This window comes from Flavobacterium amnicola, from assembly GCF_004122165.1.
GTDB classification, from domain to species: domain Bacteria; phylum Bacteroidota; class Bacteroidia; order Flavobacteriales; family Flavobacteriaceae; genus Flavobacterium; species Flavobacterium amnicola.
This window is the reverse complement of sequence record NZ_SBKO01000001.1, coordinates 1,206,859-1,226,427: the sequence shown is the minus strand read 5'-3', so window position 1 is coordinate 1,226,427 and position 19,569 is coordinate 1,206,859. Positions and strand designations below refer to the sequence as shown.

Annotated in this window: 16 protein-coding genes and 1 riboswitch; of the genes, 2 read left to right on the top strand and 14 right to left on the bottom strand. The window is 35.4% G+C overall.

What is annotated here, in order from left to right; translation table 11 throughout:
- Window positions 1–16: 16 nt before the first annotated feature.
- From kynU to EQG63_RS05280, 11 genes are all read right to left on the bottom strand, one after another.
- Window positions 17–1,297 (bottom strand): kynureninase, encoded by a 1,281-nt coding sequence (gene kynU, locus EQG63_RS05330; protein WP_129435175.1) that lies wholly within the window; start codon window positions 1,295–1,297, stop codon window positions 17–19.
- A 139-nt stretch (window positions 1,298–1,436) separates the two neighbouring features.
- Window positions 1,437–2,486, bottom strand: coding sequence for a tRNA preQ1(34) S-adenosylmethionine ribosyltransferase-isomerase QueA (gene queA / locus EQG63_RS05325; protein WP_129435173.1), 1,050 nt, complete (start codon window positions 2,484–2,486; stop codon window positions 1,437–1,439).
- A gap of 151 nt (window positions 2,487–2,637) precedes the next feature.
- On the bottom strand, window positions 2,638–3,888 hold the full coding sequence (aroA, locus tag EQG63_RS05320) for a 3-phosphoshikimate 1-carboxyvinyltransferase (protein ID WP_129435170.1): 1,251 nt from the start codon (window positions 3,886–3,888) through the stop codon (window positions 2,638–2,640).
- On the bottom strand, window positions 3,888–4,214 hold the full coding sequence (locus EQG63_RS05315) for a nucleotide pyrophosphohydrolase (protein ID WP_129435168.1): 327 nt from the start codon (window positions 4,212–4,214) through the stop codon (window positions 3,888–3,890). The genes aroA and EQG63_RS05315 overlap by 1 nt, the downstream gene beginning before the upstream one ends.
- A gap of 1 nt (window position 4,215) precedes the next feature.
- Complete coding sequence (locus tag EQG63_RS05310) at window positions 4,216–6,222, bottom strand: DUF3857 domain-containing protein (RefSeq protein ID WP_129435166.1); 2,007 nt, start codon at window positions 6,220–6,222, stop codon at window positions 4,216–4,218.
- 1 nt (window position 6,223) lies between these two features.
- The gene (locus EQG63_RS05305) at window positions 6,224–8,116 is read right to left on the bottom strand and encodes a DUF3857 domain-containing protein (RefSeq protein ID WP_129435164.1); all 1,893 of its coding nucleotides are present in this window, start codon (window positions 8,114–8,116) and stop codon (window positions 6,224–6,226) included.
- Between the two features lie 190 nt (window positions 8,117–8,306).
- Window positions 8,307–8,759: a D-aminoacyl-tRNA deacylase gene (dtd, locus tag EQG63_RS05300; RefSeq protein ID WP_129435162.1), complete on the bottom strand. Its 453-nt coding sequence runs from the start codon at window positions 8,757–8,759 to the stop codon at window positions 8,307–8,309.
- Window positions 8,760–8,762: 3 nt separating this feature from the next.
- Window positions 8,763–9,746 (bottom strand): ribosome small subunit-dependent GTPase A, encoded by a 984-nt coding sequence (gene rsgA, locus EQG63_RS05295; protein WP_129435160.1) that lies wholly within the window; start codon window positions 9,744–9,746, stop codon window positions 8,763–8,765.
- Between the two features lie 16 nt (window positions 9,747–9,762).
- Complete coding sequence (locus tag EQG63_RS05290) at window positions 9,763–10,848, bottom strand: bifunctional 3-deoxy-7-phosphoheptulonate synthase/chorismate mutase type II (protein WP_129435158.1); 1,086 nt, start codon at window positions 10,846–10,848, stop codon at window positions 9,763–9,765.
- A 281-nt stretch (window positions 10,849–11,129) separates the two neighbouring features.
- Complete coding sequence (locus EQG63_RS05285) at window positions 11,130–12,437, bottom strand: ABC1 kinase family protein (RefSeq protein ID WP_129435156.1); 1,308 nt, start codon at window positions 12,435–12,437, stop codon at window positions 11,130–11,132.
- 1 nt (window position 12,438) lies between these two features.
- Complete coding sequence (locus tag EQG63_RS05280) at window positions 12,439–13,119, bottom strand: TetR family transcriptional regulator C-terminal domain-containing protein (RefSeq protein WP_129435154.1); 681 nt, start codon at window positions 13,117–13,119, stop codon at window positions 12,439–12,441.
- A 117-nt stretch (window positions 13,120–13,236) separates the two neighbouring features.
- Between EQG63_RS05280 and gldA the strand changes: the two genes are divergently transcribed.
- Complete coding sequence (gene gldA, locus EQG63_RS05275) at window positions 13,237–14,130, top strand: gliding motility-associated ABC transporter ATP-binding subunit GldA (protein WP_129435152.1); 894 nt, start codon at window positions 13,237–13,239, stop codon at window positions 14,128–14,130.
- A 54-nt stretch (window positions 14,131–14,184) separates the two neighbouring features.
- Window positions 14,185–14,571 (top strand): RDD family protein, encoded by a 387-nt coding sequence (locus EQG63_RS12420; protein WP_129435150.1) that lies wholly within the window; start codon window positions 14,185–14,187, stop codon window positions 14,569–14,571.
- Window positions 14,572–14,664: 93 nt separating this feature from the next.
- Here the strand turns inward: EQG63_RS12420 and metF are convergent, their stop codons facing one another.
- Genes metF through EQG63_RS05255 form a run of 3 tightly spaced genes read right to left on the bottom strand, consistent with a single transcriptional unit; the run spans window position 14,665 to window position 19,313 of the window.
- Window positions 14,665–15,621, bottom strand: a complete 957-nt coding sequence (gene metF / locus EQG63_RS05265) for a methylenetetrahydrofolate reductase [NAD(P)H] (protein WP_129435148.1) — start codon at window positions 15,619–15,621, stop codon at window positions 14,665–14,667.
- A 1-nt stretch (window position 15,622) separates the two neighbouring features.
- Window positions 15,623–18,298, bottom strand: coding sequence for a methionine synthase (metH, locus tag EQG63_RS05260; RefSeq protein WP_129435146.1), 2,676 nt, complete (start codon window positions 18,296–18,298; stop codon window positions 15,623–15,625).
- A gap of 25 nt (window positions 18,299–18,323) precedes the next feature.
- The gene (locus tag EQG63_RS05255; protein WP_129435144.1) at window positions 18,324–19,313 is read right to left on the bottom strand and encodes a homocysteine S-methyltransferase family protein; all 990 of its coding nucleotides are present in this window, start codon (window positions 19,311–19,313) and stop codon (window positions 18,324–18,326) included.
- Window positions 19,314–19,396: 83 nt separating this feature from the next.
- Window positions 19,397–19,520: riboswitch (SAM riboswitch) on the bottom strand.
- Window positions 19,521–19,569 lie beyond the last annotated feature (49 nt).

The window sequence follows — 19,569 nt, the reverse complement described above, 5'->3', positions numbered from 1 at the left end:
AAACAAATATATACATTTATTTTAACGAATAGATTCCTTCTTTCAATATCTGACCGAAGTTATACATATCTTCGAAAGAACAATACATCGGAACGGGTGCCAAACGGATTACGTTGGGTTCACGCCAATCGGTAATTACTCCGTTTTTCATTAAATAATCAAAAAGATTGCGACCTTGTCCGTGTAAGAATACTGACAACTGGCAAGCTCTTTCTTCTGAATTGGAAGGGGTAATAATTTCAAATTCGGTTCCTGCAATTTCGGCATCAATTTCGTGTAAGATAAATTCCAGATACGAAGTGATTTGGTCTCTTTTTTTGATTAATTTATCCATTCCCACTTCGGCAAACATTTCGGCAGAAGCCAAATAAGGAGCCAAAGACAAAATTGGCAAATTACTTACTTGCCAACCATCAGCACCATGCACTGGATCAAAATCAGGTTCCATTTTAAATCGACGTTCTTTATTATGTCCCCACCAGCCTGCGAATCGAGGTAAATTTGCCTGATGATGTTTTTCATGAACGAAACAACCCGAAGCATTTCCCGGTCCAGAATTCATGTATTTATACGAACACCAAGCCGCGAAATCGACATTCCAATTGTGAAGATCTAATTTGATATTTCCGGCAGCATGTGCCAAATCGAAACCAACATTGGCTCCAACTTTATGTCCTGCTTCGGTGATGGATTTCATATCGAAAACTTGGCCTGTATAGTAATTTACACCACCAATTAATACCAAAGCCAACTCATCACCTACTTCATTTATTTTTGCAATAATATCTTCTAAACGAATGTTGTGTTCTCCTTCTCTTCTTTTAATTTCTACAATGGCATCATTCACATCATAACCGTGATGTTGCACTTGACTTTGAAACATATATTGATCGGATGGAAATGCCTTTTCTTCGCAAATAATCTTGTATCGTGTTTTGGTGGGGCGATAAAACGACACCATTAACAAATGTAGATTTACAGTTAGGGTATTCATTACCGTTACTTCAGATGGTTTGGCGCCTACGATTTTACTTAAAGGTTCTGCAAAACGTTCTTGATAATCCCACCATGGTTTTTCAGCATAAAAATGTCCTTCTACTGCTAAATTTGCCCAATCATTCATAACATCTTCCACATATTTTTTAGCACGCTTGGGTTGCAAACCAAGGGAATTACCTGTAAAATAGATCACGTTTTTGTTATTGTGCTGTGGAAAAATGAACTCGTCTCTATAGGCTTTTAATTCATCTTGTGCATCTAACTGTTGTGCAAATGCTAATGTGTTTTGAAATGACATTGGATTTAGTTTTGAAGTGTAAAAGTATTGAAAAGTTACAAAGAAGCAAAGCAACAATGTTTTAAAGTTTAGGGCAGAGAATAAAAAAACCCAATCCTAAAAGATTGGGTTTGAATAGTATTTTTATTTTTTACAATGATTACAAAATCAACATGGCATCACCGTAAGAATAGAATTTATAACCTTCTTTAATCGCTTCATCATATGCTTTACGCATTAAATCATGACCACAGAAAGCAGATATCATCATTAACAAGGTTGATTTCGGAGTATGAAAATTAGTCACCATACAATCAGCCAAACTAAAATCGTGAGGAGGGAAAATGAATTTATTGGTCCAACCTTCAAATGCATTTAATGTTTTGTTTGACGAAACCGAACTTTCTAAAGCACGCATCGTTGTAGTACCAATTGCACAAACACGTTTTTTATTGGCTTTGGCTTTGTTAACTTTATCACAAGCTTCTTGCGTAATTTTTAATTCTTCAGAATCCATTTTGTGTTTCGATAAATCTTCTACTTCCACCGGATTAAAAGTACCCAAACCAACGTGTAGTGTTACTTCTGCAAAATCAACACCTTTGATTTCCAAACGCTTCATTAAGTGTTTCGAAAAGTGCAAACCAGCTGTAGGGGCTGCAACTGCACCCTCTTCTTTGGCATAAATGGTTTGGTAACGCTCTGCATCTTCAGGAGTTACTTCACGGTTAATGTATTTCGGGATTGGTGTTTCACCAAGTTCTACCAATTTCGCTCTGAATTCTTCATACGAACCATCATATAAGAAACGTAAGGTTCTACCACGAGAGGTTGTATTGTCGATTACTTCAGCTACTAATGAATCATCATCTCCAAAGTATAATTTATTTCCGATACGAATTTTACGGGCTGGATCTACCAAAACATCCCAAAGACGTTGCTCCGCATTTAATTCTCTTAACAAGAAAACTTCAATACGTGCTCCTGTTTTTTCTTTATTACCATAAAGACGCGCTGGAAAAACCTTAGTATTGTTTACCACCATTACATCGCCTTCGTCAAAATATTCTAAAATATCTTTGAATAATTTGTGTTCAATAGTTCCTGTCTTTCTGTTGACAACCATTAAACGAGATTCGTCACGGTTTTCGGCAGGGAATTCCGCTAATAATTCAGTAGGTAAATTGAATTGAAAATGAGATAATTTCATACTTAATTTTAGATTGCAGATTTTAGATTTCAGAATTATTCTGAAAAGCAAGTTTGCAAATATACTATCGTGAGATAGGCGTTGTCAAGTGTTTTGGACTTTATTTTTAAAAAGAGGCGCTAAGGCGCAAGGACACTAAGGTTATGAATTCTTATATTTCTGAAATATGGAAGCCCATTGCTTTTAAATCGGTCCAAAAATTGGGATAGGACTTCGAAACTACCTCAGCCTCTTCAATAATGATATTCGTTTTTAATGCTAATGGTGCGAAAGCCATCGCCATACGATGATCTTGGTAGGTTTCGATTGTCACATTTTCACGAATAAACGAGGAGGGTTCTAATTGTAAAGAATCGTCAGTAATCATAACAGTTGCTCCTAATTTTTCCAATTCGTTTTTAAGGGCTTGTAATCGATCCGTTTCTTTAATTTTCAATGTCTGTAGTCCTGAAAGTTGACATCCCATTCCTAAACCGAAACAAGTCACAGCAATGGTTTGGGCTAAATCGGGAGAATCGTTTAGTTGTTGGATGATGGATGATGGATGATTATTATTTTTTTTTGAAATTGAAATAGATTCATTGCCATTGAAAGCTGTCTCCACTCCAAAATTTTTATACATTTCCACTAAAGCAGCATCGCCTTGAAGGCTATTTTCTTTGTAACTCGATAAAGTAATTTTAGTTCCGATGGCTGATAAAGCTATGATTGAATACCAATAGGATGCAGATGACCAATCGGATTCAACAGTTATCAGTTGTGAGTTATAAGTTATAAGTTGTGGTGAAACTGAAATTATATTGTTTTTAAAAGACGTTTTTACTCCGATTTCATGTAACAAAGCCAACGTCATTTTAATATAAGGAACGGATGTAATTTCACCTTCAAGAGTTAATTCTAGTCCATTTTCGAGTTTCGGAGCCATTAACAATAAGGCCGAAATGTACTGGCTGCTCACATTAGCCGCAAGGGAAACATTATTGTGGGTAATTTTTTTTCCGCTGATTCTCAACGGTGGAAAACCTTCATTTTCCACATACTCTATATTGGCTCCTAATTGACGAAGCGCATCTACTAAAATTTGGATGGGACGTTCTTTCATACGAGAAGAACCGGTCAAAATAACTTCTTTCCCTTCTTGTATCGCAAAAAAGGCGGCAAGAAAACGCATCGCGGTTCCTGCGTGATGCACATCGACAAGATCAGTGTGACATTCTTTTTTATTGGATTGCAATGCTTTTTGCATTACTTCAGAATCATCGGAATTAGAAATGTTTTCAATTTTCAATTCTGGATATAATGCTTGAAGCAACAACAACCGATTGGTTTCTGATTTGGAACCAGCGATTTTAATTACTGATGGAGGGCTGCTGATGGATATTTTTTGAAGTAACAGATTCACTACTTTAATTTTTCATTGTTGTGATGTCTATCGTGATCGCGATTGGTTTTCAAATCCATTTTTTTATCAAAGGCAGCCTGCAAATCGATTCCCGTTTGATTGGCCAAGCACAACACCACAAAAACTACATCGGCTAATTCTTCTCCTAAGTCTTTGTTTTTATCGCTTTCTTTTTCCGATTGTTCCCCGTAACGGCGCGCAATAATACGAGCCACTTCACCTACTTCTTCGGTAAGTTGCGCCATATTGGTCAATTCGTTAAAATAACGAACCCCATGATTTTTAATCCAATTGTCTACTTCGAGTTGGGAATGTTTCAAGTTCATACTATACTTTTTTTAGCACTATTTTTTCGGTTTGTTTTTTAATCATTTCGGTGTAAAATGCTTTTAATTCTTCGTAGTTATCAGGAGAATAAATACTTGTATTTATTTCAAAAAGAGACGATACATTAATTTTTCGTCCTTCATTCAAAATATTGAATTTGAAAGTCATTGAATTATCACTAAAAGCTAAATTAATTGGCTTGGGTAATGATTCCACTTCATATCCTTCAGGAATTTCGATGACAAACAAATATTTTTCCTGATTTGGGTAAGTAAAATCGATTGGATATTCTCTAATATCTTGTTTGAAGGGGTTATCGTAGGTCGTTAAAAAGAACAAAGGTGAAAAATATATTTTCCCTCCAATTATTTCAACAGCGTTGGAATTTACAAAAGAATAGGTTTCAATAATTGGACTGCTATAATTTTGTTTGTTTTGAATAGTATATTCAGAAATTTGTATCCCGTTGTATCTTTTTTCCAATTTCTCAAGATATGCATCTTCAGAAAGGGCATTGTATTTATTTCTAAAAACAAATCCATTATAATCGGTATACTGCTCATTAATTTTTCCTGTTATTTCACCATTGGCTTTTAATGAAACTAAGGCTCTTACAATTTCTTTTGAAATCATTTTAGAGTTTAAATTAATTTCTGCTGAAGTTCCATTTCTCCTAATCATTCTACCAAACCAGTTCAGGTCATTAATAGGCAAAATATTAGGCTCTGAATATGGATTTGTGGCGTCTAACAATATGACCTCTTCTCCGTCTTCTACTCCTGAAATCACATAATTATAGGCTTTCCTATTCGGAAAAAATGCAATTCCATTGTCTCTTGTACTTAACAAAACAGGATTTGCTTCTATACCTGCATATCGCAACATTGCGGTTAACATCAAATTGATCTCTGCTACTCCACCAACTTTAGTTTTGTAGGCTTCCTTTACTCCTTCATCACAAATATAACCTCTGAAATTATTCCATTTCATTTTTGATTTTACAAAATTAAAAATGGCATTAATTTTTTCATTTTTAGTACTACTAGCTGATACAAGGGCGTCTATATCCTTTTCAAAATAACCTGTTTTATTTAATTGAGCTCCAAAATCACTATTCTCATAAATATTTTTTACGACGGCATCCCAAGTTGTTGAAAAATATTCAACTTCCTGATTTCTAAATTGAGTACTTGCGAGTTCATGTTGAATAGCAGAAGTATAATTGTCGATATTATTGACATACTCTTCATCTTTTAAAGCCGGAACATTTGTCGCACTATAGTTGACTGAAGCATCTATATAATTAATGTTTGTGGTAATGGTTTCATAAGCCTTCCCATTTTGTCCTCTTGAAATTATTTTTTCGGTAAGCGTTATGGATTTATTTTTTTGGCTTTTAGTCTCATTTATTTTAAATGTTCCCTTCCTATAAACATTGTAAGTATAAAATTCTGGTATATCGGTATTGTATTCAGAATAATTCACAGGAATTTGTCTTTGAAATTTCCATTCGGGCAAAGAAGACGAGTATGGAGATTTAATTGTGTATTTGTATTCAATTATAGAACCTTCCTTAACATTAGGCATTGATATCTTTCTTTCTGCCCAATATTTATTTTTTTGTTGATTAAATTCTCCATCTGATTTGAGTTTTGTTTTCTCAACATTTCCGTTCACTAAGTTGTATGTAATTGCCTTTGAAAAGTCAACACTTTCGTCACTATTACCACCAGTGTAGTACGAAATTATCTTATTTGCATAATCATAACCCTCTTTTTTATATATTTTTAATTTAACTTCAACTTCCGTCATAACAAAAAAACCATTGTCTTGTTTGTATTCAAAAAAAGTTCTTCCTTTTTCAAACAAAACAGTAGCAACTGCACTAGTATCATTAGGATTTCTTCTTTCTTTTAACTCCTCGATTGTTACGTTTCCTAACTCTTGTTTTTGACCATATGTTTGAACACATAGGAGTGCCATTAATAAGCCTATAAAGTTTCTCATATTATTCTTGAATTATCGTTTTTAAATTATCGTTTTTAGCTACCAGTTCCCTGAATTTTCTATAGTCTTCATATTCTGAAGCCAAATAATTCCCTTTTTTAATTAATAATTCTCTTTTGTAAAGCATTCTATTCGAACTCAAAACAGAAATTTCAACATTATAGGTTCCAAACTTAGAGTCAATTTTAATATTTTCTGGCTGGGAAACTATTTTATAGGTTTTAGGCAATTCGATTTCAACATTATCAAGATCGTAAAATCCATTATCAATTTCAAAATCATTCTTTCTATTTCTATATCGCTGTGGAATTTCGTTATTCTGATTCAACATATTAAGTGCAAACAACTTTTCATTTCCAAAATTTTCGATATAATTGTATACACTCAATACTACATTTTCAATAAATTGAACATTGGTTTTGTCATTGTTAAATTTAATACTTTCAACAGACAATTGCTTAACATTTGAAAATCTATACTTATACAATTCTTTTGCTTTTTCCGTTGGAAATTTTTCAAATTCTACTACTCTATCATATTGAATCCCAGTAGATTTAATTTCTGCAACAATACTTATCTTATTTGCCGAATCAACAACTATTTTTGCATTTGAAATTTGAGCATTATCTTGATCAATATACTTCTTTGTTCTAACCAATTCCCCTCCTTCAGGTGTAATTAGCAACGCAACCCTATTGTCGGTAAAATCGCCTTCAAATCCAAAAGGTTTGGTTTGACTAGTACATTCCAGAAAATACAATTTTTCATTATTTGGAATTGCTAAAACAGCATGATTCCCTTGCATTGACACAATATCTTCTTGAATATCTTCTCTCTCAACGCCTCCATAAATTATCGCATAATACGACTTTATTCCTACAACATCTAACAATGCTTTTGTATAATTACTCAACGCTTTACAATCGCCATAACCCAGTCTATCAACATTTTTAGCCAACATTGGTTTCCAACCTCCAATTCCTAATTGAATGCTAATATAACGGGTCTTATTTTGTACGTATTGATAAATTATCCTGGCTTTTTTAAGTACATCTGATTCGTTTTTTGTTAGCTCAATAATTTTATTTTTTGTTTCTTGAGAGAGTTCTTGAGTGTCTTTTAATAGTTTTTCATTTACCCACAAACCAAAATTTTTCCAATTGGAAGCATTTCCTTCCACTCCTTCGAGCATAAACTGATTCAACCCAAATAAAACCCGTGGAAAATTATAGTCAGACAACTCCTCTTTCTTAACGGCAATCAAATTTTCGAACTCATACTGTAAAGATTCATCCAATTGCTTTTTGATAAATTTGCAATTTTCTAGATTAATTTCTTTGTATTTGAATCCTAATTTAGACGGATAATCTATTCTAAAAGTTGATTTTTGAACACTTTCATAAAAGTCATTTACAGGAAATAATTTGGGTATAAAAGCGGTATTATTCGTTTGGATTTCACTTTCATAAACAATAGTAAATGGGTACTCAGTTGGAGTATACACAAGTGACATCACTCTAGTATCTGAAACCTCGCTTGAACCATCAACAATACTTTGGTCAAAAAAATCTTTTCGTTTTAACTTTTTTATTTCATTTCCGTAAGAATTAAAAATAGTAGCTTCAATAGAAGTAACATTTGATGATTTGTCATAATATTCGAAAGCATCAATATTCTGATATCCTTTTTCATTTAGAACAGTCGTTACTTTTTTTGATTTTATAATCATATTGGAAATAGATTTTATTTCTACTGTGATTCTTTGATCTCTAATAACACTGTTCGCATTTTCATTTAATTCATTAGGAATGTCATTGACAGAAAAATCTATGCTTTGTGATAGCAAAACATTGACAGAAAAAAATATAAAAAGGAAGCAATAATTTATTTTCATTTACAATTATTTCTTTTTAAATCTTGGCAAGATAAACGTATAAAAAACAGCCATTAACAATCCGAATCCCCACCCAAAAACAAAGGATTTACTCCAGTCTTGGTAAATAAAAAAGTAGGACAAAGAAGTCGCAATCAATCCATTGAAAATAAACTCTAACAGAAATTTTTTATAATCCATACTTGATTTATTACTCTTTATTTTTGGTATCTATAATGATGGTTACTGGGCCATCGTTGACTAAAGCCACTTTCATATCGGCGCCAAATTGACCGGTTTGTACTTTTTTACCGATTTCAACTTCCATCTGTTTGACAAACGATTCGTACAACGGAATGGCAATTTCGGGCCTTGCTGCTTTGATATAACTGGGGCGATTCCCTTTTTTGGTTTGGGCGTGAAGCGTAAATTGACTCACTACAATTAGTTCGCCCTCTACTTCTTTTACAGACAAATTCATCACTCCGTTTTCATCACCAAAAATGCGAAGATTGGCTATTTTGGAAGTCAACCAATTGATATCCTCCTGATTGTCTGCTTCTTCCATTCCGATTAAGACTACTAATCCTGTTGCAATGGAAGCCACTTTCAATCCATCAATAGTAACGGAAGCTTCAGAAACTCTTTGAATAACCGCTTTCATTAATTATTGTTTGTTGCGGGTTTCATCACTGGCTATACGATCGGCATTATAAATATCGGTACGGTAAGTTTCATCGTCTCCTTCTAAAATTTTAAGATAACTATTGTAGCGCGACCATGAAATCTCGTCTTTTTCTAAGGCTTCTTTCACCGCACATTTCGGTTCGTCTTTGTGCAGACAATTGTTGAATTTGCATTGGTCTTTTAATTTGAAAAATTCGGGGAAGTAACCACTGATTTCTTCTTTTTCCATATCGACCACTCCGAAACCTTTAATTCCAGGCGTATCGATAATTTGAGCACCAAATGACAAATCGTACATTTCGGCAAAAGTTGTGGTGTGTTGTCCTTGTTTGCTTTGCTCGGAGATGTGCTTGGTTTTGAGTTGCAAACTAGGTTCCAATGCATTGACTAAAGTTGATTTTCCTACTCCAGAATGTCCTGAAAACATACTCACTTTGCCCACCATCATTTCTTTGAGCTTGTCGACTCCTTTGGCTTCAGTGGAAGAAACACGCAAACATTTATATCCAATTTGTTCATAAATGTATTGCAAATACAACTGTTCGTCGAGCATGGCATCATCAAACGTATCAATTTTATTAAAAACCAATATGGTTTCAATTCCGTAAGCTTCTGCAGTTACCAAAAACCGATCGATAAAACTGGTGGTTGTGGACGGATTATTGATTGTGATTAGCAAAAAAACATAGTCGACATTCGATGCAATAATGTGCATTTGATGCGACAAATTCACCGATTTTCGAACAATATAATTTTTTCGGTCATGAATATTGGTAATCACACCTGTAATCACATCGGAAGATTCGTCTAATTCGTAATCAACCACATCTCCTACCGCAATAGGATTGGTGCTTTTAATTCCTTTGATACGAAATTTCCCTTTAATACGGCATTCGACAAAATTGCCATCCTCCTTCTTAACGGTGTACCAACTTCCGGTTGATTTATAAACAAGTCCAATCATACCACAAAAGTAAAACTTATTTAGTATTTACCACTTTTTCTTGATGAATAATACTCTCTTGGTGAATGGCTTTGAAAATTTTTAAGATAAATTCTTCCGAAAGTCCTTTCTCCTCTCCATCCAAAATCATTTTCCCTAAAATCTCGTTCCAACGTTTGTTTTGTAGGATGGCCACATTTTTCTCTTTCTTCAGTTTTCCGATTTTTTCAGAAATTCGCATACGTTTTCCAAACAAATCGATCAATCGATTGTCTAATTCGTCGATATATGCACGTTGGGTAGCTAAGGCTTTATTCCATTCGGCATTTTCATCCGTTTCCTTACGCATTTTTAAATCGACAAACAATTGCTTTAGCGCATCGGGTGTGACTTGTTGTGCAGCATCACTCCATGCATTATCAGGATCGATATGCGTTTCGATGATTAATCCGTCATAATTCAAATCGAGTGCTTGTTGTGACACTTCCTGTATCATAGAACGTTTTCCTGTAATATGTGATGGATCACAAATAAGTGCTAGATCTGGAAATTTATTTTGCAAATCGATGGCAATTTGCCATTCGGGATTGTTACGGTATTTCGTTTTTTCATAAGTAGAAAATCCACGATGAATCACCCCTAACTTTTTAATTCCGGCTTGATACAAACGTTCTACACCACCAATCCAAAGGGACAAATCGGGATTCACTGGGTTTTTGACCAAAACAATTTTATCGGTATTTTGTAAAGCATCGGCAATTTCTTGTACTGCAAACGGATTTACCGTGGTTCGAGCGCCAATCCATAACACATCAATATCATGCTCGATGGCTAATTTCACATGGGCAGCATTAGCCACTTCAGTCGCCATTAATAATCCGGTTTCGGCTTTTGCTTTTTGCAACCATTTCAGTCCAATTTCACCTACCCCTTCAAAACCGCCTGGACGCGTTCTGGGCTTCCAAATACCGGCACGAAAAATACTGACATCGCTATTTTTCAATTGATGTGCAATGGCTAAGACTTGTTCTTCTGTTTCGGCGCTACAGGGCCCAGCAATGACTAGCGGATGATTTAATTTAAAATTGGCCAACCACGCTTTATTTTCTTTTGTAATCTTCATAACCTATAAAAATAAAAAAATCCCGAATACTCGGGATTAACTAATTTATATCATATAAACATAGTTATCCCTGAGGAAATGTATTCCACCAAGTTGCCACCATATTTTCTTTTCTTTTTAACATATTTACAAATGTAGAGAATTTTTATTTATCATCGTAAATCATAAAACGATTTCTTTCCTAGTAATATTTTTTGTTTTATTTTCAACACTGTCAGAAAATCAACTTTAATCACTTCAACCCAATTGAAAACGAACAAGCGCTGCTCCAACGTTAAAGCTTACTTTAAGTACTTTTGAAAGTCGTTGATGCTGATTTTTGCCTTCAAATCGAAGAGTAAACTATACAATCCGAAAAAAGTTCTATTTACGTAAATAAAATGTTTGGAACCTCTGTTTCCGTTCATTTTTCGCAAGGTTTTGTCGTTGGAAAATTTTTCGCTTAATTGAGCTATTTCATTTGAAAAAGATTGGTCAGAGAAATCAAAATTGGCTTGGTGAATTGGCTTGGTAAATACCGACAATAGCTCGTGAAATAAATTGGTAAAATAGGCAATTTCTTGTGGTGTGTCAGATTCTTTTAAGATTTCTAATTCGTATAATTTGGCATTAAAAAGATTTACATTCTGTAACGTTTCTGGAGCAGAAATCTCAAAATAAGGCGTATAAAACGATTCTGGAATTTCTTTCATGCAGCCAAAATCAATCGCAATCAGATTGTCTTCTGCATCTACCAAGAAATTACCTGGATGAGGATCGGCATGAAACTTTTTCAATTGATGGATTTGAAACATATAAAAATTCCACAGGGTTTGCCCTACTATATTCCGCTTCTTTTGATTGGTTTCGGTCGCACAATACTCTGAGAGATGAATACCCTCCATCCAATCCATAGTAATGATATTATCGGAAGACCACTGCGGATAGTATTTTGGGAAAAGCAATTTTTCAATAGGTTCACAATCTATGCGAATACTCTCGCTTTGTGCCAGTTCCAATTTGTAATCGGTTTCTTCGGTTAATTTATTTTCCACTTCTTGAAAATATTCATCGGAAGTACCTTGCAAATTAAACATTCGAATCGCAATAGGTTTCACCATCGCAATATCCGAACTAATGCTTTCTCGAATACCTGGATATTGGATTTTAACAGCTAAATTTTTCCCTCCTTTTTTCGCTTTGTGCACCTGACCAATACTGGCGGCATTGATAGAATTAGGGGAGAATTCATCAAACAAATCTTCCGGATATTCGTTAAAATAATTTTTAAACGTTTTGCGCACTAAAGGTGCCGACAATGGTGGTACGGAAAATTGCGACAACGAAAACTTCTCCACATACGATTGCGGCAAAAGATTTTTTTCCATGCTTAACATTTGCGCTACTTTCAAGGCGCTCCCTTTCAATTCTTTTAGTCCGTCATAAATATCAGTAGCGTTTTCTTCGTGTAATTTGTCCTTTGTCAAACCCGGATTCACCACTTTTTCGCCATAATATTTGAGGTAATTACCTCCTACTTTGACCCCCGTGGTTACTAATTTCGCCACACGATCCATTTTACTGGTAGGAATACTGTCTATTTTTTTCATTTTAATTTTTGTAGGTAAATCCGGAACCTATTTTTTCTTTCCAAATAAATTTTGCAAAATCCACTATGCTTTCAATAGGCACATTATACACCATATCAAAACTAGCCTTTACTGATTTTTCAATGTAAATATCTGTTTTCTCGAAAGAGGGAGAAGTATCACGCATCCAAAAACTAATAATTGATGCAAACTGAAGCCAAGCCCCTTCATGAACCAATTTGTTTTGAATATTAGTAATTTTTTCATTTTCTACCTTTAGTGGCGCTTCCAAAATAGTTTTTATAAACATTAAAAAATCCAAACGAAGCGTTTTTAACTTCGTAATATTTTTAACAGGTAACTTCCCTTCTTCCAATAAAAACTTGACAAAACTTCTGTTGGCCGTAGCCATTTCAAAAAAAGTAAAATAAAAACTGATTAGCTTTTGAGTGCTGTCGTACTGAGCATATTCTTTGTTCTCTTTTATAAGGTCTACTGTGTAGTAGAACATTTTTGAAAAATAATCGGATTCCAATTCTTCGAAAGATGCAAAATGCTTGTAAAAATGCGCCTCTTCAAATCCGTTTTGCTTGCTAAATTCATAGACTGAATTTGGCTTTTTACCATGTGAAAGACAATAATCAGTGTACCAAGACACAATAATTTCTTGTGTCGTTTCTTTCTTTTTACGTTGCGTTGCCATACTATTTATTTTGTTTAACAAATTTACATTATGTTTAAACAATAAAATATTTATTTAACGTAAAATTATAGCTTTACGATTCGGGTTATTTGTTATTTTTGCTTCAAATCGAGAATTATGTCAATTGAAGTTAGCAATATATCTAAAAGTTACGGTGCTCAAAAAGCGTTGGATACGGTTTCTTTTAAAGTCAATAAAGGTGAAATCGTAGGTTTTCTAGGTCCGAATGGCGCTGGAAAATCAACTTTGATGAAAATTTTAACCACCTATATCAATGCTGATGAGGGAACTGCTCGTGTCAACGAATTTGATGTTACCACCAATACTTTGAATGTACAAAAATCGGTGGGGTATTTACCCGAACACAATCCGTTGTACTTGGATTTGTATGTGCGTGAATATTTAACTTTTAATGCAGATGTGTATAAAGTTGCCCAATCCAGAATTGAAGAAGTGATTACTTTAACCGGATTAACTCCCGAAAGCCATAAAAAAATTGGACAATTATCGAAAGGGTACCGCCAACGTGTGGGATTGGCCACTGCTTTATTACACAATCCGGATGTGTTGATTTTAGACGAACCAACCACTGGTTTAGACCCGAATCAGTTAGTGGAAATTCGTGATTTGATTAAAAACATTGGCAAAGACAAGACTGTTTTTTTATCGACACATATTATGCAAGAAGTAGAAGCGATTTGTGATCGTGTAATTATCATCAACAAAGGAAAAATTGTAGCCGACAACCAAATTGAAAACTTAGTTCAAGAAATTACCGAACAAATCCTGGAAGTTGAATTTGACAAATCCCTAGACGCCGATTTACTTTCTCAATTACCAAACCTAAAATCATATACGTCAAACGGTGACACTTGGGAATTGGTTTTTGAAACTGACCAAGATATGCGTTCTGTCGTGTTTGATTTTGCCCAAACCAATGGAATGAAAACGTTACAACTTTCCTTGAAAAGTAAAAATTTGGAAAGTGTTTTTAGAGAGAAGACGAAGTAGAAATTTATATATCAGAGAGTTACGAACACGAAAAGAATATAACTTAAGAATTAAATGAGTAAACAGACTGCAACTCTTCTTGATAGAACAAAGTCATCTACTATTGACACCTTAATTCTTATTACTTTAGCTTTCATAATTGCTGAACTATTAAGCAACTTTGAAAATGTTCCAACTTGGATTAGAACTTTATTGTTTTCTTCTCTTGTAATTTACGAACCTATTTGCATAACTTTTGGAACAACAATAGGTAATCATATAATGAATATAAGAATTAGAAGAAGCTCTAATGATTCCAAAAAACTAAATATACTAAGATCTGTGATCCGATTTATCTCTAAATTATTTTTCGGTTGGATTTCCTATGTAACTATATTTAAAAATCCAAGAAAAAGAGCAATCCACGATCTAATAACTGGAGCTACAACAATTAAAGTGTAGATGTAAAGCATTTGACAACAGCTTTAAAAGATTACTCAGCTTTTAATTATTTTATCTTTTGATTAACTCTTAACAAATTACAAATCTTCAATCCTAAAACACCTCCTTCGCAATCGCTTTAATATTTTCGGCTTTGCCCATCGAGTAGTAATGCAATACCGGAATGCCGGCTTTTACCAATTCTTTACTTTGTGCAATACACCACTCGATTCCAATTTGTTTGACGGCTTCGTTGTCTTTGGCTTTGACTACAGCCATGATCAAATCGTCTGGTAAATCGACTTTGAATCGGTGCGGAATCAAGTTCAATTGTTTTTTGGTGGCAATCGGTTTTAGACCTGGAATAATGGGCACCGTAATTCCCGCTGCACGGCATTTGGCCACATAATCAAAGAAACGTTGGTTGTCAAAAAACATTTGCGTGATGATGTACTCGGCGCCATTTTTAATTTTTTGCTTTAAGAAATGAATGTCGCTATCTACACTTGGCGCTTCCATGTGTTTTTCAGGATAACCCGCTACCCCAATGCAAAAATTGGTTTGATTGGTATTTTGCAAATCGGCATCAAGGTAAATTCCGTTATTTAAATTACTGATTTGAGAAACCAATTCGGAAGCATAGGCATGTCCGTCTTTATCCGGTTTGAAATAAATTTCGCTTTTCACCGCATCGCCACGAAGTGCTACCACATTGTCAATGCCTAAGAAATCCAAATCGATTAATAAATTCTCGGTATCTTCTTTGGTAAACCCCCCGCATAAAATATGTGGTATGGCATCTACATCGTACTTATTTTGAATTCCGGCACAAATCCCCACCGTTCCTGGGCGTTTTTTTACAATTTTCTTTTGCAACAATCCGTTTTCCAATTCTTTGAATTCGTATTCTTCACGGTGGTACGTAACATCAATAAATGGGGGCTTGAATTCCATTAATGGATCAATTCCGTCATAAATCGATTGGATATTTTGTCCTTTTAAAGGCGGTAAAATTTCGAAGGAAAACAAAGGCTTCCCGTTGGCGTTTTCGATATGTTGCGTTACTTTCATTTTAATCTGCGATATTTGGAGCAAGCCATTTTGTGGCTTCTGCTATACTTATATTTCTTCTTTTGGCGTAATTTTCTACTTGATCTTCTTTGATTTTCCCTAGTCCGAAATACTTACTTTGCGGATTGGCAAAATAGTACCCTGAAACCGATGATGCCGGCCACATCGCCATACTTTCGGTTAGTTTCACTCCTATTTTTTCTTCTACTTTTAATAATTCCCAAATGGTTGGTTTTTCTAAGTGATCAGGACAAGCCGGATAACCTGGCGCAGGACGTATGCCATTATAATTTTCTTTAATCAATTCTTCGTTGCTTAGATTTTCATCGGAAGCATAACCCCAAATTTCTTTACGAACTTTTAAGTGTAAAAATTCAGCGAATGCTTCTGCCAGACGATCACCCAAAGCTTTGACTAAAATTGAATTATAATCATCCAATTGTTGTTCGAATTCGGTAGCTTTTTCATCCACTCCGAAACCGGTAGTGACACAAAAACAACCCATATAATCCTGAATTTCTTCTATTGGCGCTATAAAATCGGATAGCGCAATATTTGGTGCCCCTGCCGTTTTTTGCGATTGCTGGCGTAAGGTTAAAAACGTAACCAATTCCTTTCCGTTTTCATCACTGATCAAAACATCATCATCATTCACTTGATTGGCCGGGTAAATCCCCAGAATACCTTTAGCAGTGAACCATTTTTCAGAAATGATTTGCGAAAGCATCTTTTGTGCATCTTCAAACAAGGCTGTGGCTTGTTCGCCTACCACCTCATCGGTTAAAATGGCCGGATATTTCCCATACAATTCCCAGGATTGAAAAAACGGTGTCCAGTCAATAAAATCGACCAATTCGGATAAATCTACTTCGATAGTTTTGGTTCCGATGAAATTCGGTTTCACCGGTTCGTAATTCTTCCAATCGATTTGAAATTTATTTTGTCGCGCTTGTGCAATGGAAAGAAAATTCTTTTCTCGGCTTCGGTTCAAATAACCTTCACGCAAGGTGTCGTATTCCTCTCGAAGCGAAGCAGAAAAAGCAACTTTAGTTTCACTTTGCAATAAATTGGAAGCCACGGTAACCGCTCGCGATGCATCATTCACATGCACAACCGTTGATTGGTATTCGGGAGCAATTTTCACAGCAGTATGCGCACGTGAAGTCGTAGCCCCACCAATCATTACGGGTATTTTAATATTCAGTTTGTCCATTTCTTTGGCCAAATACACCATTTCATCAAGCGATGGCGTAATCAAACCACTCAAACCAATAATATCTACATTTTCTTTTACAGCCGTTTCAATAATTTTTTCGGGTGGCACCATTACTCCCAAATCAATGATTTCGAAATTATTACAAGCCAAGACCACCGATACAATATTTTTACCAATATCGTGTACGTCTCCTTTTACCGTTGCCATTAAGACTTTACCCGCGCTAGAAGATTTTCCGTCTTTTTGTGCTTCGATATAGGGCAACAAATAGGCCACGGCTTTTTTCATCACACGCGCCGATTTTACTACTTGAGGTAAGAACATTTTTCCGCTTCCGAACAAATCACCAACCACATTCATTCCTGCCATCAAATTGATTTCGATGACTTCGATGGGTTTGGAAGCCAATTGACGGGCTTCTTCAATGTCAATTTCGATAAATTCATCAATTCCTTTTACCAAAGAATGCGTTAAACGTTCCTGTACCGAACCATTTCGCCACTCCGCAATTACTTTCTCATTTAGTTTGACATCGCCTTTAAAACTTTCGGCTAAGTCTAATAAACGCTCTGTAGCATCGTCACGACGGTTTAACAAAACATCTTCCACATGTTCCAACAAAACAGGGTCGATTTCATCGTAAATCTCTAACATTTCAGGATTTACGATTCCCATCGTCATTCCGTGTTGGATGGCATGGTATAAAAATGCCGAATGCATCGCTTCGCGCACTTTATCATTTCCACGGAACGAAAACGACACGTTGCTTACTCCACCTGAAATATTGGCGTAAGGTAAGTTTTCACGAATCCATTCAGTAGCTTTAAAAAAGTCAAGTGCATTTAATTTATGTTCATCCATTCCCGTAGCAACAGGGAAAATATTTGGATCAAAAATGATATCTTCGGCAGGAAACCCTACTTCATTCACCAAAATATCATAGGAACGTTTGCAAATTTCAATACGACGTTCATAGGTATCCGCCTGACCATTTTCATCAAAAGCCATTACAATTACGGCAGCACCATAACGTTTGATTAATTTGGCATGATGAATAAAAGTGGCTTCACCTTCTTTTAACGAAATCGAATTTACGACCCCTTTTCCTTGAATAACTTTCAGTCCCGCTTCAATAATTTCCCATTTGGAGCTATCGATCATCACCGGAACTCGTGCGATGTCTGGTTCGGCGGCAATTAGATTTAAGAATTTTGTCATAGCATACACGCCATCCAACATTCCCTCATCCATATTCACATCGATAATTTGGGCACCTCCTTCTACTTGCTCTCGTGCTATTGAAAGCGCTTCATTATATTTCTCTTCCTTGATTAATCGAAGAAATTTACGCGATCCCGTTACATTAGTGCGTTCACCAACGTTTACGAAAATAGATTCTTCGTTAACGAAAAGCGGCTCTAAACCGGAGAGTTGTAACTTTATTTTATTTGTTCTTGACATTTTTATGTTTTTGGCCACGTGTATTTTAAATCAAAACTTCTGATTGACGTGGTTTAAATTCTGCAGCTACTTCTGCAATTAATTTAATATGTTCTGGAGTAGTTCCGCAGCAACCTCCGATAATGTTAATTAAATCATCTTTAAGATAGTCGCGAATTAATTCCTGCATTTCTTCAGGGGTTTGATCGTATTGCCCGAAAGCATTTGGCAAGCCAGCATTAGGATGCGCAGAAATATTTAATTGGGTGTTGTGTGCTAATCGTTTTAAATAGGATTTCAACTGATCGGCTCCTAGGGCGCAATTAAACCCGACACTCAACAAAGGAATATGCTGAATCGAAATCAAAAAAGCTTCCACGGTTTGTCCGGAAAGCGTTCGTCCCGAAGCATCGGTGATGGTACCGGAAACCATGACTGGAATATCCAGATGGCGTTCTTCTTTTACTTCTTCAATCGCAAAAAGTGCTGCTTTGGCATTCAAGGTGTCAAAAATTGTCTCCACCAAAAGTAAGTCACAACCACCATCGATTAAGGCTTCTACTTGTTCGCGATAGGCCACTTTCAAATCATCAAAAGTGACCGCACGAAAACCTGGATCATTGACATCGGGCGACATGGATGCCGTTCTATTGGTAGGTCCTATGGAACCTGCAACAAAACGAGGCTTATCGGTAAATTCGTCGGCTACTTCTCTAGCAATTTTAGCGGATTGGAAATTGAGCTCATAAACCAAATCTTCCATGTGGTAATCGGCCATACCAATAGTCGTTCCAGAAAACGTGTTGGTTTCAACAATGTCGGCACCCGCTTGAAAATACAAGCGGTGTACCTCCTTTACTGCTTCTGGTTGGGTTAAAGTAAGTAAGTCATTGTTTCCTTTTAACGGATGCGGAAAGTCTTTGAAACGATCGCTTTGAAAGTCTTCTTCTTCAAATTTATTACGTTGCAACATGGTTCCCATTGCTCCATCGAGCACGAGAATACGCTTTTTGATTTCTTCTTGAATTTTTGACATATATAATAACATAATAGGCAACACATGCCTTTTTTTGGGCCACAAAATTTCATACGTTATCTAAAAGAGAGAGAGAATTACTCTAGTTATCTTTGCCTGTTTATATCGAAATAATCCAATTGACAAGGTTAGAATGTAGCACCTTCTACAAGTGTAGGGTTGCTAAGGTTTCATAGGGTCTATTCCCTCCACCTTTCGTGATAACGACACTAAAATTATGAACAGGGCAAATGTATCACTAATTTTTTGAAATTGA

Excerpts from the sequence above, each read along its gene's own strand:
- EQG63_RS12420 (WP_129435150.1), top strand. The coding sequence starts at position 14,185 with ATGAGTAAACAGACTGCAACTCTTCTTGATAGAACAAAGTCATCTACT.
- EQG63_RS05255 (WP_129435144.1), bottom strand. The coding sequence starts at position 19,313 with ATGTCAAAAATTCAAGAAGAAATCAAAAAGCGTATTCTCGTGCTCGAT.
- rsgA (WP_129435160.1), bottom strand. The coding sequence starts at position 9,746 with ATGATTGGACTTGTTTATAAATCAACCGGAAGTTGGTACACCGTTAAG.
- queA (WP_129435173.1), bottom strand. The coding sequence starts at position 2,486 with ATGAAATTATCTCATTTTCAATTCAATTTACCTACTGAATTATTAGCG.
- EQG63_RS05315 (WP_129435168.1), bottom strand. The coding sequence starts at position 4,214 with ATGAACTTGAAACATTCCCAACTCGAAGTAGACAATTGGATTAAAAAT.
- EQG63_RS05290 (WP_129435158.1), bottom strand. The coding sequence starts at position 10,848 with ATGAAGATTACAAAAGAAAATAAAGCGTGGTTGGCCAATTTTAAATTA.
- EQG63_RS05310 (WP_129435166.1), bottom strand. The coding sequence starts at position 6,222 with ATGAGAAACTTTATAGGCTTATTAATGGCACTCCTATGTGTTCAAACA.
- metH (WP_129435146.1), bottom strand. The coding sequence starts at position 18,298 with ATGTCAAGAACAAATAAAATAAAGTTACAACTCTCCGGTTTAGAGCCG.
- EQG63_RS05305 (WP_129435164.1), bottom strand. The coding sequence starts at position 8,116 with ATGAAAATAAATTATTGCTTCCTTTTTATATTTTTTTCTGTCAATGTT.
- metF (WP_129435148.1), bottom strand. The coding sequence starts at position 15,621 with ATGAAAGTAACGCAACATATCGAAAACGCCAACGGGAAGCCTTTGTTT.
- dtd (WP_129435162.1), bottom strand. The coding sequence starts at position 8,759 with ATGAAAGCGGTTATTCAAAGAGTTTCTGAAGCTTCCGTTACTATTGAT.
- kynU (WP_129435175.1), bottom strand. The coding sequence starts at position 1,297 with ATGTCATTTCAAAACACATTAGCATTTGCACAACAGTTAGATGCACAA.
- EQG63_RS05285 (WP_129435156.1), bottom strand. The coding sequence starts at position 12,437 with ATGAAAAAAATAGACAGTATTCCTACCAGTAAAATGGATCGTGTGGCG.
- gldA (WP_129435152.1), top strand. The coding sequence starts at position 13,237 with ATGTCAATTGAAGTTAGCAATATATCTAAAAGTTACGGTGCTCAAAAA.
- EQG63_RS05280 (WP_129435154.1), bottom strand. The coding sequence starts at position 13,119 with ATGGCAACGCAACGTAAAAAGAAAGAAACGACACAAGAAATTATTGTG.